12 protein-coding genes and 1 tRNA gene are annotated in these 17,251 nt (G+C 54.1%); 6 read left to right on the forward strand and 7 right to left on the reverse strand.

Translation table 11 applies throughout. The features are described 5' to 3' along the window. Positions 1-14: 14 nt before the first annotated feature. The 5 genes from ENH71_RS11340 to ENH71_RS11360 form a co-directional block, all read right to left on the reverse strand. Positions 15-1,301, reverse strand: a complete 1,287-nt coding sequence (locus ENH71_RS11340) for an APC family permease (protein ID WP_294130421.1) — start codon at positions 1,299-1,301, stop codon at positions 15-17. 163 nt (positions 1,302-1,464) lie between these two features. After that, on the reverse strand, positions 1,465-2,343 hold the full coding sequence (locus tag ENH71_RS11345) for a CopD family protein (protein WP_294130304.1): 879 nt from the start codon (positions 2,341-2,343) through the stop codon (positions 1,465-1,467). Position 2,344: 1 nt separating this feature from the next. Next, a complete protein-coding gene (locus ENH71_RS11350; protein WP_294130306.1) occupies positions 2,345-2,794 on the reverse strand; it encodes a copper resistance CopC family protein in 450 nt (149 codons plus the stop codon). 26 nt (positions 2,795-2,820) lie between these two features. Then, positions 2,821-3,786, reverse strand: coding sequence for a copper resistance protein B (locus ENH71_RS11355; RefSeq protein ID WP_294130424.1), 966 nt, complete (start codon positions 3,784-3,786; stop codon positions 2,821-2,823). Beyond that, positions 3,786-5,576, reverse strand: coding sequence for a copper resistance system multicopper oxidase (locus ENH71_RS11360; RefSeq protein WP_294130308.1), 1,791 nt, complete (start codon positions 5,574-5,576; stop codon positions 3,786-3,788). The genes ENH71_RS11355 and ENH71_RS11360 overlap by 1 nt, the downstream gene beginning before the upstream one ends. 199 nt (positions 5,577-5,775) lie before the next feature. Between ENH71_RS11360 and ENH71_RS11365 the strand changes: the two genes are divergently transcribed. The 6 genes from ENH71_RS11365 to ENH71_RS11390 all read left to right on the forward strand — a co-directional run bounded on the left by ENH71_RS11365 (position 5,776) and on the right by ENH71_RS11390 (position 14,562). Then, positions 5,776-6,468 (forward strand): heavy metal response regulator transcription factor, encoded by a 693-nt coding sequence (locus ENH71_RS11365; protein ID WP_294130310.1) that lies wholly within the window; start codon positions 5,776-5,778, stop codon positions 6,466-6,468. Next, positions 6,455-7,858, forward strand: a complete 1,404-nt coding sequence (locus ENH71_RS11370; protein WP_294130312.1) for a Cu(+)/Ag(+) sensor histidine kinase — start codon at positions 6,455-6,457, stop codon at positions 7,856-7,858. The genes ENH71_RS11365 and ENH71_RS11370 overlap by 14 nt, the downstream gene beginning before the upstream one ends. A gap of 321 nt (positions 7,859-8,179) precedes the next feature. Next, complete coding sequence (locus tag ENH71_RS11375) at positions 8,180-8,479, forward strand: hypothetical protein (protein WP_294130314.1); 300 nt, start codon at positions 8,180-8,182, stop codon at positions 8,477-8,479. Between the two features lie 83 nt (positions 8,480-8,562). After that, positions 8,563-9,888, forward strand: a complete 1,326-nt coding sequence (locus tag ENH71_RS11380; RefSeq protein WP_294130315.1) for a TolC family protein — start codon at positions 8,563-8,565, stop codon at positions 9,886-9,888. A 31-nt stretch (positions 9,889-9,919) separates the two neighbouring features. Continuing rightward, entirely contained in the window at positions 9,920-11,431 is a 1,512-nt protein-coding gene (locus ENH71_RS11385) for an efflux RND transporter periplasmic adaptor subunit (RefSeq protein ID WP_294130317.1), read from the forward strand. Further along, positions 11,428-14,562, forward strand: coding sequence for an efflux RND transporter permease subunit (locus tag ENH71_RS11390; protein WP_294130319.1), 3,135 nt, complete (start codon positions 11,428-11,430; stop codon positions 14,560-14,562). The genes ENH71_RS11385 and ENH71_RS11390 overlap by 4 nt, the downstream gene beginning before the upstream one ends. 203 nt (positions 14,563-14,765) lie before the next feature. On the opposite strand, the gene ENH71_RS11395 is transcribed toward ENH71_RS11390, so the two are convergent. Together ENH71_RS11395 and ENH71_RS11400 are read right to left on the reverse strand one after the other, a co-directional pair. Continuing rightward, a tRNA-Arg gene (locus tag ENH71_RS11395) sits at positions 14,766-14,842 on the reverse strand. 54 nt (positions 14,843-14,896) lie between these two features. Next, a complete protein-coding gene (locus ENH71_RS11400; protein ID WP_294130321.1) occupies positions 14,897-17,248 on the reverse strand; it encodes a sensor domain-containing diguanylate cyclase in 2,352 nt (783 codons plus the stop codon). Positions 17,249-17,251: the final 3 nt, after the last annotated feature.

Consider the following 17,251-nt stretch of genomic DNA (forward strand, 5'->3'; position numbering starts at 1 on the left):
TTCATTTTTCGTTTTTAGTGATGACCTTTATGAGATTCGTCACCCTCGGCATCTCGTGCCTCCGAAGTTCTCTTGAGAAAGATTTGCTCGGCAACTGCAATCACGATCATTGCAACAACTGCAACCCCGATTACGAAGGGGTCTGTGTTCAGCTTAACCCAGACGAAACCACCAAGCGCGAGCAGATCAAGCAGAATCGCCACAACTGGCACCCAAGCCTTCGCATTTATATCCTCGCGTAAATAACGCAGCACGCCCCAATGGATGGCAATATCCATGATCAGGTAAAACACAATACCCAGCGCAGCTATTCGGGACAGATCGAAAAATGCAGTTAAAACCAGTCCCAAAACCACGGTGTAGACCAGTGTGTGTTTCTGTATACTGCCGGGCATGCCAAAGTGGCGATGCGGAACAAGTTTCATTTCTGTCAACATCGCTAACATGCGCGACACCGCGAATATACTAGCCAGAATTCCCCCGGCAGTTGCCATCATAGCGATGGCTACCGTGAACCATACGCCATACTCACCCAACGCTGGCCGCGCGGCGGCGGCAAGCGAATAGTCTCGTGTCTCAATGATCTCGGCAAGCGAGAGGTTGCTCGCAACGGCAAACCCAACCAAGGTGTAGATCACCACACAGGCTGCAATGGAAATCACTATGGCGCGTCCGACGTTCCGTGTTGGGTCCTTAACCTCCGAGCCACTATTGGTAATCGTGGTGAAGCCTTTGAAAGCCAAAATACCCAGAGCGGTAGCGCCCAAAAAGTTTCCAACATCGCCTGTCTCTCTTGAGCTCGAGAAATCAACAGCGAGGCTGTCTGCTATCCATACCCCCACTAGCCCAAAAATCAGTATACCGCCGATCTTCAGGATGCCAATAAAAGAGGCGACACCCTGAATCCACCGATTCCCGGACAAGTTGACCAAAAAAGCTGCAACTATGAGAGACACACCTAACACGGGAACCATCATACCAGTGTCGTCACCACCAAAGAGTTGCATGGTATAAGCGCCGAATGTGCGTGCCAGAAAACTTTGCGCAATCACCATTGAAAAGTACATTAACAAAGCATTGAACGCGGTAGGTAGTCGATTCCCGTATGCCTTGTGCAGGTACATGCCAATGCCACCGGCAGACGGATAGGCATTGGAGATCTTGATGTAAGAATACGAACTGAAGCTCACGATTACCGCGGCAGCCAGAAAGGCCAACGGAAACAATACGCCCGTCATTTGTGCCATCTGCCCTGTCAACGCGAAGATACCTGCACCTATCATGACACCAGTGCCCAGCATCACGGTGCCGCCCAACGTTAAACTGTCTTTGGCGTAGCTTGATTTGCGATCATTTTTGTCGTCGGATTCCATGGTCAACGTTCTCCTGTATTAGCGGATTAGCCTGTCGGTCTGGATTCGAGGTTTAATTGATGCCTCCTCCCCTTGCGCACGGTGGACGGCATTAAGGTCCAACATTCGTAGTCAAATGAACCGTCATGACCAGTATCCCCAGCGCCATTACCATTTCCAACCCAATAGAGCGAGCCAGACTTTGTCTGCCAGTGTCTACGTCCAGACGAGAGACAAGAAAAAATTTATTTAAAGCACCGAGAGTCAACAGAGCAACCACAGCAAGTAGTTTAATAAGCATGGCTTGACCATACGGGGTACTGAACAATTGGTCGATTGAGGACAGTAGCTGAGTCAGCAAATACACGCCCGCAGTGAGCAACAGAGCCACGAAATAGATGGCAACCCGACCAAATTTTTCCATGACAGTCTTTAACTTTGCACTCGAAACATCTGCGTTGCACAAAAGCCACAAGGGATACAAAGACCCTATCCACAGAAGAACGGCTGCAACGTGAATCACAATGCTCAGACGGGGAAGAATGCCAAGTTCGGCAATATGCCCCATCATAATAAACGAAAAAAACAGTGATGCCAGAGCGCCAAGGCCAAGCACAACGTACAGGAAGTAGAGCCGAGATCGTTCACGATATTGCCACAATAGCATCGCGGCAATCGCGATCGTAAAACCGGCGAGCCTTGTCCCTGTGGCATAGCCGAGTGGTGACTGGCCGATGATCTCAGCCATTTGAAGATCAAACATGCCGCGCAACCCGTTTTGATTGATTGCGCCGAGCTGCGTTAGAAATGTCACCATTGTCGCCACAGCTCCAAGCATTGCCCCAAGGATGATATAGCGACACAGTCGCCCGCTGATGTCGTCTCCGAAATCCCGGCTCAGATAGAGACTGAATGTACCACCAGAAACAGTGCTTGCGCCAACCAGGACAAGCAATTTACTGACCAAGGACCAGATATCCCAGGGGCTCATATCAGTGAGCGTGTCCGTGTTCGGAGTGCCCCATATCGGATGTGTCCTCGCTCTGCATATTTTGCATATGATTGCCGTGCGCAGACATCGCGTCCGACGTCAGGGTGAAATCAGAGCTACCGTCCATCGTGTGGCCGTCAGCCCCCATAATTGTCCATTCCACCTCGTATTGTCCTTCTTGAAGCTTTGTCAGTGGCACAACAAATTGACGCTTCGTGTCGGCGGTGGGCTTAAATCCAATGCCCACGGAGTGTTGTCCTGCGTGCATAAGTGCTAATCGCAGAAGACGAACGTCCGCAGTAAAGCTTAGCTCCAGTGCCGATAGTGGCTGATTGATCACGGCACCGTCAGCCGGAACAATAGTGGAGAGCTCTGTATGGGCCTGCAACACACCCGTTTGAAACAAAATCAAGCTCGATAGTAAAATTGTCAACCGGTTTACTTTTCTCATATTCATTTCCCGTTATGTATTGATTGTTAAAACCAGAACCGAACACCCGCCACCAGGCGAGTGTCACGCACCGGCGCTCCCTCTGCTCTTTGGTAGTCAGCAGTTTTACCATAACTCCCTGTCCACTCGAATCCGAAATAGGGCGCGAATTGTCGTGAAAACTCATACCGTAACCGCATTCCTAAAGCAGAAGCTGAAAGACCGCTTCCCACCCCATTCGATAAATCGTCATTACCATAAAACGTCAATTCGGCTCGTGACTGCAAAATTAACCGCTGCGTAAACAATAGTTCGTATTCAGCCTCGAAGGTCAGCGCTGAGCGCCCACCTTCCGCAATGTATGCCGTTGCATCAAGTTCGAACCAGTATGGTGCGAGTCCTTGGATACCAAATGCCAGCCATTGGCGATCCTCACCCTCATCATTGTTATCGAAACGCACACCCAGTTGTGTGTCGAAATAGGCGTTCAGGGCACGCGCCCAAAGCAGGTCTGTCTCACTTTCCTTTAGTGTGCCCTCCTCGACTTCGCCTTCTAGTTTGACAACAGCTTTGTTGTACGCGGACCCATACCAGCCTTGAAGATCAAACACAGCGGTCTTGTTGTCTGGATCATATTCCAACCGGTCGCCCAACACTGACCAGAACTGATGCTCATCGGCCAGTTTCAGTTGCCGTGGACCTGGTCGGGCGTAGGGCCCCTCAGTTAGCGTATAACCATCGGAGTAGGCATGGGGGTCTCGCGCGTCCGCAGGTGCTTCCGCTCCTTGCATCTGCATCTGACCGTGGTTCATAACGCCATTATTAGGTGCAGGACTTTCCGTAGAAGCCGTTGCCACCTCTGATTCCGCATGCCCTGCATGGGCGTCTACCATCGGATTCAGGTTATGCCCGGCATGTGGGTCATTCGGCTGCGCCCAAAGCGCAACTGGCATGATCAACAAACCAAAAACCATCAACACTCTACTAGAGCTGCAAATGTTAATTTTATACATCACGATACAACCACCTCCCGGAACATGCCTGCGTCCATGTGAAACAGTAAATGGCAGTGCCAGGCCCAGCGCCCAAGATCATGAGGGGTGGTGAGAAAGCTTATGCGTTGTGCCGGCTGCACCGGAATCGTATGACGCCGCACAAGGAAGTCACCCTGGTCGTTCTCCAGGTCGCTCCACATCCCATGCAGGTGCATGGGATGGGTCATCATGGTGTCGTTTTGCAGAATCACCCGAATTCTCTCTCCATGTTTCATTGATATCGGGGTACTCTGGCCGAACTCTAGTCCATCAAAAGACCAACTATACCGTTCCATGTTGCCCGTCAAATGCAACTCGATCTCCCGAGTCGGCAGTCTCTGATCAACTGGTCCGCCGATAGTCTTCAAATCGGCGAGGGTTAACACACGTCGACCATTTTGTCGAAGACCAACGCCCGGGTCGTCTAAATTGGTACGGGGCGTGTGTACAAGCATATCTACAGATGGCCCGTATTCGGAACGCGCGTGGTTCACGCTGGTCGAGGGTATGGCTAAAGGATTGGAATGCAAGGCATGCTGACTGTGGTCCATCGCCATTTCACCGTGGTCCATGTCCATACCCATGTCATTGTGGTTCATGCCGGCGTGATCCATCGAACCCATCATATCGCGCATTGCCAACCATTCTACGGCATCAAGCGCCGGTGTCGGTGCCGTAAGTCCATGCCGAACTGCGAGTGTGCCTCTGGCGTAGCCGGTACGCTCCATGCTTTGCGAAAAGATCGTATAGGCATCATTTTCGGGTTCTACCACCACATCATAGGTTTCCCCGGGCCCAAACCGAAACTCATCAACAGAAACTGGTTCGACATTCTGACCGTCGGCCTGGACTACGGTCATTTTCAAGCCAGGAATGCGAATATCATAAAAGCTATTGCCAGCAGCATTGATAAATCGCAATCGAACTCGTTCGCCGGGTGAGAACAGGCCCGTCCAGTTGCCTGCTGGTGTTTGACCATTCATAAGGTAGGTTAAGGTTGAGGCAGATAGATCGCCCAGATCAGTAGGGTTCATGCGCATCTGATTCCACATGCGACGCTTGTTGAGAGCACCCGCCAAGCCTAGCGTCGATACGTCGCGCATAAAACCAGGCACAGTAGGCTGATTGAAGTTGTAGACATCGCTTTGGACTTTCAGTTTGCTAAACACCCGCATTGGGTCTTCGTCAGTCCAATCGGACAACTGCACCACATAGTCTCGGTCTGCTCCTATAGTTTCGCCGTCACGAGGCTCTACAATCAAAGCACCGTACATTCCCGTAATTTCCTGAAAACCGCTATGAGAGTGATACCAATATGTTCCGCTTTGTTGTAGCGTGAACCGGTACTCAAAGGTTTCTCCAGGCGCTATGCCGTCAAAACTTATGCCCGGCACTCCATCCATCTGGTAGGGTAAGATGATGCCGTGCCAATGAATGGAAGTCGCTACGGGCAGGTGATTGGTCACACGAATAGTGACTTCCTCACCTTCGCGCAGCCGCAATGTCGGCGCCGGTATAGAGCCGTTGATAGTCGTTGCCATACGGACTTCACCGGTAAAGTTCACCGGCGACTCAGCTATCACAAGCTCAATTTGATTGCCGCTGAGCACGGGCGCCGTACCCGTGTGTGTCAACGTCGCGCCTGCCCGGCTGGCAGCCTGCAACACTGCGGGAAAGGCCGCCAGCACGCCACCAGCAGCCAAGCCCTGTACGAACCTTCGCCGGTTCACATTGATTGGGAATGGCAATGGTTGTTCAGACTTTTTCATAGGAGCAGCTCCTTTCGCCGATGCCTTTATCGTCAATACGTTTATAGTGCCGATACAATCCAGTTGAGAATTGACAAGGGTAGCGAAATCGACCTGTCCAGAGGATGACGTCTACATTACATTGTTGTAATCGTCGTGTAATCTGACTGTCGGATGCAGTAATCTATAGTGGCAAGGCACCGATCAGGAGAGGCACGCTATGCGATTGCTCGTAGTGGAAGACGAAACAAAGACTGGCAACTACATTCGCCAGGGCCTGTCTGAGGCTGGCTTTGTCGTTGAGCTAGTTCGCAACGGCCTGGACGGATACCACTTGGCCATGACAGAGTCTTTTGACCTGATTATCCTCGATGTAATGCTCCCGGATGTAGACGGGTGGCGCATCATGCAATCTTACCGAGATGCTGGGCATCAGACCCCTGTGTTGTTCCTTACTGCTCGGGACTCTGTCGATGATCGCGTCAAAGGCCTGGAATTGGGCGCCGACGACTACCTTGTCAAACCCTTTGCATTTGCCGAGTTACTGGCCAGGATACGAACTTTACTCCGCCGACGATCCATGGCTTCACCAGCAGAGCAGATTCAGGTGGCAGACCTGACACTTGATCTGCTCAAACATCGCGTATCACGCGCAGGCAAGAGAATACTCCTGACCCAGAAGGAATTTTCGCTATTGGAACTCCTGGCGCGTCGCCCAGGTGAAGTGCTACCTCGCTCACTCATTGCCTCCCAAGTGTGGGACATGAATTTTGATTCAGACACTAATGTTATCGATGTAGCGATTCGCCGCCTGCGCGCCAAGATCGACGACAATTTTCAGCCTAAATTGATTCATACCGTTCGTGGGATGGGATACAAAATGGACCTGGAATCCAACGATGAAACCTATTAGCCGATACCCACTCCCCCTTGCTGCGCGAGTCATGCTGTTCGTTGGCCTGACCATTGGTCTGAGTTTTATGCTGATTGGCACCCTGGTGCTGAATGCTGTGGAGCATCATTTCTCCGAGCAAGATGCTAGTGAACTTGTAGTAATGTCCAGCGCCGTGACGAATGCACTGGAAAATGCAGGAAATCAGCCCGATCGCCTGCGCGCCGCCCTATCCAATGCCATCTCCGGTCATCACGGCGTGTATTTTCAAGTAAGAAATAGCAACGAAGAGATCCTGTACCAAACTGTCGGAGCAGAGTCGGGTTTGGCGCAAGCGGAACGTATCCTGACACCAACCGATGTGATACAACCTGGCAATTTACAAACCTGGCGCGAAGACACCAAGACGTACAGAGGGGTGCTCAGCCAGCTAGAAGTCTCTGGACAGAACTACACCATCATTAGCGCCATTGACATGAGCTTTCACCTACAGTTTCTGCAAGACTTTCGGCAAAGCTTATTGATTATCATGAGTCTGGCTGGCGTTATAACTTTATTGGCTGCAGGCTATGGTGTACATCAGGCCCATGCCCCACTACGTGGTCTGTCTGCAAAAATGGGCGACATCCAAGCAGACAAACTACACGTGCGACTCGATCCATCCGCAATACCGTCGGAGCTGAAAGATCTGGTGACTTCTTTTAACCATATGATCGGTCGTTTGGAGGACAGTTTTACTCGTCTATCGCATTTTTCCGCTGACATTGCTCACGAGCTAAGAACCCCCCTTACCAATCTTATTACTCAGACCCAGGTTGGACTAGGCAAGGCCAGGACGCTCGAGAAATATCGCGAACTACTATACTCCAATCTAGAAGAGCAGGAGCGGCTAGCCAAAATGGTCAATGATATGCTTTGGCTTGCGAAAAGTGATCATGGCCTGCTCAAACCCGAGCAAGTACCCCTCAACCTGACCAATGAAGTTAATGAACTTTTTGATTTTTTCGAAGCACTGGCAGAAGAGAGAAATATCCGCCTGACGCTGGAGGGTTGCGCACCTATGACCATGGGTGACCGCGCCATGCTGAGACGAGCTATTTCCAACTTGTTGTCCAATGCCATCCGGTACACTCCACCGGGGAAAGAGGTGAAAGTGTTGGTCGACAACGCTTCTCACCACGAAGTGTCGCTTAGTGTACAGAATCCTGGCCCCATGATTCCCGCCGAATACTTGTCCCATTTGTTTGACCGCTTTTATCGAGTTGAACCCTCTCGTGTAAGACAGGGTGAAGGCGCAGGTCTGGGGCTGGCTATTGTCAGATCCATCGTTGAAGCACATGGTGGGCATGTGGAGGCTACTTCTGTCCGGGATAAGACGTCTTTTACATTCTTTTTACCGGTAAAATCCTAAAATTGTTCCTGCCGTTAGGCGAGCACCATTTTTTTAACATCTCGCCGATACTATCCAGATCAATGCAATGAATATACTTCGCCGGTAAAGCTTGGTAAGCTATTAATTGGATCGGATATCGTTGCTTCACTAAACTCAGCCAGATGTGGCACTTTCTGTACCTTTGTCGTTATGGTCATGCATAGAAAGACAAAATATCGCCAGTTACTCACATGGTTTTTTGTAGCCAGCCTGCTTCTGAATGTTCAGTCGACTTTCGCCTGCACGATGATGCCGGATATGCCTGATCTACCGCAGCCTGTGCACGAGTGCTGCCTTGCTATGCACAAAAACAAGGTATCTGAAAAACCGGATACTCCCGCCTCGTCCAGTGATACTTGTTTTACACTGAAGGTATCATTACAGCTCAAGGCTTCGCCCGAGGCTGATGCGGACCCCGGCAACGACCATGCCCTGCTCAAGGACAAACCGGGAACACAAAATCTGGCGCCAGTCATGGCCTTACTGGTCCTCACTGTGCTGCAGACAGCGCAAACCGGCGGCTATGCTGTGCCGTCCAACGATCAGGACCACAGCACTCCCCTGCCCGTCTACCAGGCAACCCAGCGCTACCGTATTTAACAAAACTCCGTAGTTACAACTGCTTCAGAGCGGCAGCTCACTCCTGCCGTTCCTGGTTATTGTTCGATGACGGAGTTCTGCCCATGCACCATACAAACACACAAATCGGTTCGTATTTTGTTTCCCGATTAACAGCCGCCCTGATTCCACTTGGGCTAGCAATCACGCTTGTTTCCCTGCCCGCAAGTGCGCAGCAGACCGAAGGGTTTACCCCCGAAGGACTGATTCAGGAGATTCTCCAACTGAATCCCGGTCTGGCTGCTCAGCGACTTGAGACATTGGCCCGCGAGGAACAAATTGTCAGCGCCGGCGCACTTGACGACCCCCGGGTAAACTATGCCATTGCCCCGGCGAGCATCGGCGACAACATCCCCAGTGCGCTGGGAGATACCCTGGGCGTACGTCAGGTTATTCAACTCAGTCAAAATTTCCCGTGGGCGGGCAAACGACAATTGCGCACGGAAGTCGCGCAAGCGCAAAGCACAGCCGCTCATCTGATGACCCAGGATCTGCAATTGCAACTGATCGCTGCCGGCCGGCGTCACTGGGCTAGCTGGTGGGATGTTCACCAGGCATTAACCATCAACCGTGAACAGCAACAGTTGCTTACCGAACAGGAGAAAGTGATCGAAACCCAGTACGCCAGCGGCAGCGGCCTGCAACAGGATCTGCTTCAGGTGCAAACGGCCAGGATTCAGGCGGATCATCGCGACATAGTCCTTGAACAGCAGGCCAGGCGCGTCCGGGCCCGCATCAATGCCTTGCGCAATCGCCCGACAGCGGCTGAGCTCGCCGCCACCGAGGAGCAACCGCAACCGCCAACGTTGCCAGCCGACACAGTGCTGCACAGCTGGCTGGAAGAAGCCAATCCCGCACTGCGGGGGGCCCGGGCTGAGGCCGATGCTGCGCGCGCAGACCGGGACCTGACCTATAAAAACGACTTCCCCGACGTACAGGTCAATGTGGGTTACAACGAACTGTGGAATGCCAGCGACCTGCGCCTGCAGGTGGGCGTATCAGTCAACATACCTCTGGATTTTGGCAAGCGCTCTGCACGCAAAGCCGCGTCAGACTACCAACTTAACAGTGCCCGAACCGACATCCAGTATCTTCACAATCAGCTGCTTAGCGAGCTTGAACAAGCACTATCACGCGCCGAGGAAGCCCAACACGCCATCGAGTTGTGCCGTGAGCAGTTGATACCTATCGCACAGCAATCACTGACAGCGTCACAGTCTGACTATCAGGAGGGCATCGCGGATTTCTCCAATGTTATTCAGGCTGAGCAGGCACTGCTTGAGGCCCGACTACTGTTATCCCGCTCCATGGCCGACCAGTACCAGGCCCATGCTGAAATAGATCGACTGGTGGGCGGGCGGCTTTGGCCCTTTGAGTTCTCTGGTCACTAAAACTGCGGCATCTGCTGAAGAGAGAAGAATCATGAACACACGAAACATGTTACTTGCCGGAATCGTAGTCGCTGCACTGATTTTGGTAGCTGCCTATTTCATTTTAATGCCCCAGCAAGCCAATATCTCTGCTGAGCATGCATCATCGACAACAAGGCAGCCCCTGTATTGGGTCGCCCCGATGGACCCGGATTATCGACGCGACGAACCGGGGCTCTCCCCTATGGGGATGGAACTGGTGCCGGTTTATGAAGACAATGATGAAGATGCAAGCGTCACCATCTCAGCCACTGTTCAGCAGAATCTGGGTGTACGCCTGGGCATGGTTACCATGGGCGAGTTCCGGCAGCAGGCTGATGCTGTGGGTTATACCGCGTGGGATCAGTCAACTATTCAGATGCTGCACCCGCGCGCCGAGGGCTGGCTGGAACAGTTCAATGTGGCCAGCGTCGGTGATCGTGTCAGCGCTGGCCAGATCCTGTATCAGCTTTTTTCACCGCGACTGGTCAGTGCTCAGCGCGAATACCTCAACGCCGCCGGAAATGCCGTTCTTCGCAAGGCGGCTGAAGATCGACTGCTTGCGCTGGGTGTGACACCGGCGCAGGTAACGGAACTTGCCAGCAGCAATGAAGTCAGTGCCCAACTAGCCTATCGCGCCGAATCAGATGCGGTGGTATCGGCCATTGGCGCCCGCGAGGGCAGCTATGTGACACCGGCAGATACCATTCTGACGCTGGCCTCACTCGACCGGATATGGCTGGATGTCGAAGTACCGTCCACCGCCATGTCCTGGATGGAGGTGGGCTTGCCGGTCACTGCCGAATTCCCAGCATACTCCGCCGAACAATGGCAGGGTCAAGTCGCACTTGTCTATCCGGAACTTGATCCTGTCACCCGAAGTTTGCGGTTGCGGCTGGAAATCGACAATCCGGAACACAGGCTGAAACCCAATATGTTTGCCAGCGTCCAGGTGGAAGGCCCTACTCGACACAACGTCGTCAGTGTGCCAACAGAAGCGGTGATCCGCTCCGGTCAGGGTGCCCGGGTGTTGCTCGCCGCAGGCGACGGTCGTTTCACGGTAAAGCCGGTTCGCACCGGTGTGACACGCGGTGACCGGATTGAAGTCCTGGACGGGCTGAGCGATGGCATGCAGGTCGTTACATCGGGTCAGTTTCTGCTGGACTCCGAAGCTAATGGAGAGCAGGCAATGGCAAGACTTAACGCCGCTGGCTCTGATTCTGACCTCGACCCGGAGCAGGTCAATGACCAGCAAGAAGACACTGGCACCGCCCCGGCCACGCTGACCGGCACCGGGACTATCCAAAGCATCAGCGACAACCGCGTGACGCTGGACCACGGTCCCATACCTGCTCTGAATTGGCCTTCAATGGTCATGGGATTCCAGATCATGCCCGGCGTTGATCTGTCTGATGTCGCCGAAGGCGATCAGATCGAATTCGACTTTATGCCGATGCCTGCCGGCGGCTACAGCATCACGGCGCTGCGCCCGGCGAAAACGTCAGGCCCGGGAGACACGCCATGATTGAAGCTGTCATTCGCGCCTCCCTGCGCAATCGCGGGCTGGTACTGGTTGCCGCCCTGCTGTTGACCATTGCCGGGTTGCTGAACCTGCGCACCATGCCAGTCGATGCCCTGCCCGATCTATCTGATGTCCAGGTCATCATCCGTACACCTTTTCCGGGGCAGGCACCGCAGGTGGTCGAGGATCAGGTCACCTATCCGCTGACTACCGCCATGCTGTCGGTGCCCGGTGCGGAGACGGTGCGAGGATACTCGTTCTTTGGTGATTCCTACGTCTACATCATTTTCAGCGACGATACCGATCCCTATTGGGCGCGCAGCCGGGTACTGGAATACCTGAGTCAGGTCAGCTCGCGCCTGCCTGACGGCGTGGCACCGGCGCTGGGGCCCGATGCCACCGGTGTCGGCTGGGTCTACGAATACGCCCTGGTGGACAGAAGCAATCAACATGATCTGTCGCAATTGCGCGCCATTCAGGACTGGTTTCTGAAATACGAACTGCAGACCGTGGCAGGTGTGTCAGAAGTTGCGTCAGTCGGTGGCATGGTCAAACAGTACCAGGTCATTGTTGATCCGGATCGGCTGAGTGCCTATGGCCTGACGCTGTCTGCGGTGAACCAGGCGATACGGGCCGGCAACCAGGAAGTGGGCGGTTCAGTCATCGAGATGGCGGAAACCGAGTTTATGGTGCGGGCCACCGGTTACATTCAGGGCCTGGATGATCTGCGGGCCATTCCGTTAAAAGTCACACAGGACGGCACTGCGGTGCTGCTGGGTGATGTTGCCCGCGTGCAGACCGGCCCGCAGCTGCGCCGGGGTGTTGCCGACCTGAACGGTGAAGGCGAAGTGGCTGGAGGAATCGTGGTCATGCGCTCCGGTGAAAATGCCCAGGCAACCATCGCAGCTGTCAAGCAGCGCCTGAATGAGCTGCAGGCAAGCCTTCCCGATGGCGTGGAAGTGGTGCCCACCTATGATCGCTCAGAGCTGATTGGCAGGTCGGTCGATAACCTATACACCAAACTGCTTGAAGAGTTTGCGGTGGTCGCTTTTATCTGCGCCCTGTTTTTGTTCCATCTACGCTCTTCGCTGGTGGCCATTGCCACACTGCCGCTTGGGATATTGGCGGCACTGCTGATCATGCGCGGCCAGGATCTTAACGCCAACATCATGTCACTGGGCGGTATCGCCATTGCCATTGGCGCGATGGTTGATGGCGCCATTGTCATGATCGAGAACGTGCACAAACATCTGGAGCATGATCCCGAAAAGGCAAAAACCGATCGCTGGGGTGTCATTGCCAGGGCCTCTGCCGAAGTGGGTCCTGCCCTGTTTTTCTCACTGCTGATCATCACGTTCAGCTTTCTGCCGGTGTTCACCCTGGAGGCCCAGGAGGGGCGTCTGTTTGCGCCGCTGGCGTTCACCAAGACCTACGCGATGGCTGCCGCCGCTATTCTGTCAATCACTGTGGTGCCGGTACTGATGGGTTACCTGATTCGAGGCAAGATACTACCGGAAAACAAAAACCCGGTAAATCGACTGCTGGGCTGGATTTACCGGCCCGTGATCGGCATGGTCATGCGTGCGCCCTGGGTGATGGTCGCCGCCGGTATCCTGGTGATGACTTCAGCGATCTGGCCGCTGTCCCGACTCGGTTCGGAGTTCATGCCACCACTGGATGAGGGTGACTGGATGTACATGCCCACCACCCGACCTGGACTGTCCATCGGTGAGGCCACCCAGTTGCTGCAGCAGACCGACCGGCTGATCAAGTCTGTGCCGGAAGTAGCACAGGTGTTCGGCAAGATCGGCCGCGCCGATACCGCCACCGATCCGGCGCCGCTAAGCATGATAGAGACCATCATCCGCTTCAAACCTGAGTCCGAATGGCGCGAGGGCATGACCATTGAGCGCATCCGCGAAGAGATCCGGCGCACGGTGGATCTGCCAGGCGTCACCAATGCCTGGGTTATGCCGATCAAGACCCGTATCGATATGTTGGCCACCGGTATCAAGACACCGGTGGGTATCAAGATCGGCGGTCCCGAATTGCCGGTCATACAGAATATTGGTGCGGATATCGAGGCATTGCTACCGCAGGTGCAGGGAACCGCCAGCGTGTTTGCCGAACGGGTCGCCGGCGGGCGTTATGTTACCGTGGATATTGACCGGGTGGCAGCGGCCCGCCATGGTCTGAATATCGACGAGGTGCAGGCAGTTGTTTCGTCGGCGATCGGCGGCATGAATGTTTCCGAAACCATTGAGGGCCTGGAGCGCTTCCCGATCAATGTGCGCTACCCGCAGGAAATCCGCAACTCGGTCGATGCCATCAGGGATCTGCCCGTATTAACATCGCAAGGGGCACGCATTCGTCTGGGTGACGTGGCACATATAGAAATACAAGACGGACCACCGATGATAAAGAGCGAGAATTCGCGCCCTACCGGGTGGGTATATGTAGACATCGCCGAGCGTGATATTGGCTCTTATGTCCAGGCCGCACAGCAACACCTGGCGGACAATCTGGCCTTGCCCGCTGGCTATTCACTGACCTGGTCCGGACAGTACGAATACATGGAGCGGGCCAAGGAGCGGCTGACACTGGTGGTACCGCTGACCCTGCTGATAATCGCATTTCTGCTCTACATGGCGTTCCGCGGGCTGGCGGAAGTCTTGATCATCATGGCCACGCTGCCCATGGCGATTGCCGGCAGCAGCTGGCTACTGTGGTGGCTTGCCTTCGATCTGTCGGTCGCCGTCGCCGTTGGGTTCATCGCCCTGGCAGGTGTGGCGGTGGAAATCGGTGTCATCATGCTGATCTATCTGAACCAGTACCGCGCACGCTACCTGGCTGAGGCACGTGAACAAGGCGGCCCGACTGTGGAGGGCTTACGAGATGCGATTGCCAAAGGCGCACTGCAACGCCTGCGCCCTGTGGTAATGACCGTCGCGGCCATCACAGTGGGCCTGCTGCCCATCATGCAGGGGCACGGCACCGGCGGTGAAATCATGCAGCGCATAGCAACACCGATGGTGGGCGGCATGATCAGCACCCTGGTGCTGACCCTGCTGGTGTTGCCTGCAGTGTATTTTTTATGGCAAAGGTGGCAACTGCACTCTGAACTCCTGAAGTAGCCGCACGCAAGGCAAGGCCCCTTCAGCATCATCAGGTGGGGGCTGCCTCACCATCGGAGTGTTTCCGAACGCCATAATTAATCGTGAACATAGGACTGTTATTGTGGTCATGGGAATTCCCGCAAACTCCCGCATTCTAACGGTTTCAAACCCGAGGACAGTCTACCTAAAGGATTTCAAACCATTGTTATAAAAGGAAATATTGGCGCACCCGGAGAGATTCGAACTCCCGACCAAGTGGTTCGAAGCCACCTACTCTATCCAGCTGAGCTACGGGTGCGTGGGGCGGCATTATATAGGGAACTGCAGCGCAGGTCACCCGTCAACGCAGAGATTATTCATCCTCATGTTGATAGAGCTGGAAATCGTTGCGACCCGAGCGTTTAACCTGATAGAGAGCGACATCGGCCTTGCGCAGCAGGTCTTCGGCAGAATCCGGGTGGTGCGGGTCGAAGATGGCGATACCGACACTCAGCGACACCTTCAATTGCACGACCCCCGTATCGAATTCGTCGCGCATTGCGTTAAACACTTTGCGAGCCACCAGGGTGGCGTCCTCAGGCGCGCTGATTTCCGACAACAACAGCACAAATTCATCTCCCCCCTGACGCGCGAGGGTATCGGAGGTTCTCACAACAGCGCTCAACTTTTCTGCTATCCATTTGAGCAATTCGTCACCAACGTCGTGACCATACGCATCATTGACATGCTTGAAATGGTCGACATCTATGAACATCAGCGCAAATGAACGCTTGTGCCTGCGACTCAGCGCCAGGGTCTGCGCCAGCCTTTCCTGCAACAGACGGCGGTTGGGCAAGCCGGTCAGGTCATCATGACTGGCCTGATAAATCACACGTCTCTGCAGCTCCTTGCGCTCGGTAATATTTTCAATCTGCGCGATGTAATGTAATGGTTCTCCATTACCGTCTCTGACCATTGAGGCACTGAGTACAATCCAGATGATGGAGCCATCCTTGCAAAAATAGCGCTTTTCCATCTGATAGCTGGGTATTTTACCGGCCGTCAGTGCTTCCAGATGCTGGAGATCAAGCTCGAGGTCATCAGGGTGGGTGATGTCCTGAAAGGTCAGTTTTAGCAGCTCGTCTTCATCATATTGCAACATATCCAGTATCGCCTGATTGACTTCCAGCCACTCGCCAGCCAGCCCCACCAGCGCCATACCGACTGCCGCACTTTCAAATGCACCCCGGAAGCGTTGATCACTTTCGCTTAGCGCCAGCTCCAGAGACTTCTGGCGGTCAATATCGGTATGAGTGCCGATAGTTCGCGCCGGCCTGCCGTCTTCAGTCCTGCTGATAATCGCACCGCGACCCAGTATCCAGCGCCAATGACCCTCTCGGGTTTTAAGCCGGTGTTCCAGACTGAAGTCTTTGGTTTTACCGGAGATAAAATCAGTAATGGTGGCCTCTGCACGCTCCCGATCAAGCGGGTGTAGCAGACGTTGCCATTCTGAGAAATCATCCCTGATCTCATCATCGGCATAACCCAACATCGATTTCCACTCGGTATTGTAATTGACCTCGTTAGTAAGGTTGTTCCAGTCCCAAACGCCATGCCCGGCGCCGGACAATGCTGATTTCCATCGAAACTCAGTCTCCAGCAGCTCCCTGTTCATGACCTCTGCCCGTGCTTCTGCCCGCTCTCTGCCAGACGCGAGCGCCCAGGTCAGTATTGCCATCAGCACTGTAAACAGGGCGCCTATCGACAGCACAGCTTCCGGCTCGGTGTTTTCATGCGGCTGAATGAAACCTGCATCCGCTGCAAAACTGACGGTCCAGGTTTGCTGGGCAATATCGAGCTGCTCAGTACGTGAGAAAGGCAGATCACCAGCCGTCATCGATTCGGCCGCTGACGAATACAGCTGCGCCTCCACGCCCGGGTCAGTGCCATCGTAGATGGTCATCGCTATCTTTGAGTCATCCAACTGGATGCCTGCCATCAATATATCCATGCTGAACGGTGCGTAAACCCACCCGAGCAACTCATCGGAATTGTTTTCGGCGCCTGTGACTTCACTAGCATACAGAGCCAGATACAGCAGCACTCCGGCAATCGGGCCACGATCAACATCCTGCACCAGGCTTACCTTGCCGGACAGTGCCAGTGTGCCGCTGGTTCGCGCCCGGTCCATTGCCTCACGCCGGACCCGCTCGGAGTACATATCAAAGCCAAACGCGTTCAGATTATTGCCACTGAACGGTTCAATAAACAGTATTGATGAATACGCGTCACGTTGGCCTTCAGGCCGCACTCTATATTGCGGAAAGCCAAATGCCTGCACCTCAGCAATATGCTGCTCCAGCCGCCCCGGTTCGATGTTCAGCGCATAGGCAATGCCCAGGATGCCCGGGTAGTTTTGCTGCAGATCCAGCTCTTCGGTGTAGGACCGAAACTCCTCGCGGCTGACATTCTCAGACGCAACAAAGAGGCCTTTGACGCCTCTGAGCACCTGCCCGTAAACCTGCATTCGCTCCCGAATAAGCTCCAGGCTGTCGCTGGTTTCTTCCTCAAACCGGTCCTGATCCTCCAGTGTCACTACCACAACGGCGTTGCGCCAGGCCATCAGTGTCAGCAGCGTGCCAACAACCAGCACGCCTGCAACCAGCGATGATATTCGGGTAACACGGAGCCATTTCTCGGAAAAAGTTCGTTTTCTATCCAGCATAAT

This window comes from Pseudohongiella sp. (assembly GCF_011050365.1).
In the GTDB taxonomy this organism is placed as follows: Bacteria; Pseudomonadota; Gammaproteobacteria; order Pseudomonadales; family Pseudohongiellaceae; genus Pseudohongiella.

Excerpts from the sequence above, each read along its gene's own strand:
- ENH71_RS11355 (WP_294130424.1), bottom strand. The coding sequence starts at position 3,786 with ATGTATAAAATTAACATTTGCAGCTCTAGTAGAGTGTTGATGGTTTTT.
- ENH71_RS11390 (WP_294130319.1), top strand. The coding sequence starts at position 11,428 with ATGATTGAAGCTGTCATTCGCGCCTCCCTGCGCAATCGCGGGCTGGTA.
- ENH71_RS11340 (WP_294130421.1), bottom strand. The coding sequence starts at position 1,301 with ATGCTGGGCACTGGTGTCATGATAGGTGCAGGTATCTTCGCGTTGACA.
- ENH71_RS11345 (WP_294130304.1), bottom strand. The coding sequence starts at position 2,343 with ATGAGCCCCTGGGATATCTGGTCCTTGGTCAGTAAATTGCTTGTCCTG.
- ENH71_RS11385 (WP_294130317.1), top strand. The coding sequence starts at position 9,920 with ATGAACACACGAAACATGTTACTTGCCGGAATCGTAGTCGCTGCACTG.
- ENH71_RS11370 (WP_294130312.1), top strand. The coding sequence starts at position 6,455 with ATGAAACCTATTAGCCGATACCCACTCCCCCTTGCTGCGCGAGTCATG.
- ENH71_RS11380 (WP_294130315.1), top strand. The coding sequence starts at position 8,563 with ATGCACCATACAAACACACAAATCGGTTCGTATTTTGTTTCCCGATTA.
- ENH71_RS11350 (WP_294130306.1), bottom strand. The coding sequence starts at position 2,794 with ATGAGAAAAGTAAACCGGTTGACAATTTTACTATCGAGCTTGATTTTG.
- ENH71_RS11360 (WP_294130308.1), bottom strand. The coding sequence starts at position 5,576 with ATGAAAAAGTCTGAACAACCATTGCCATTCCCAATCAATGTGAACCGG.
- ENH71_RS11365 (WP_294130310.1), top strand. The coding sequence starts at position 5,776 with ATGCGATTGCTCGTAGTGGAAGACGAAACAAAGACTGGCAACTACATT.
- ENH71_RS11400 (WP_294130321.1), bottom strand. The coding sequence starts at position 17,248 with ATGCTGGATAGAAAACGAACTTTTTCCGAGAAATGGCTCCGTGTTACC.
- ENH71_RS11375 (WP_294130314.1), top strand. The coding sequence starts at position 8,180 with ATGCACAAAAACAAGGTATCTGAAAAACCGGATACTCCCGCCTCGTCC.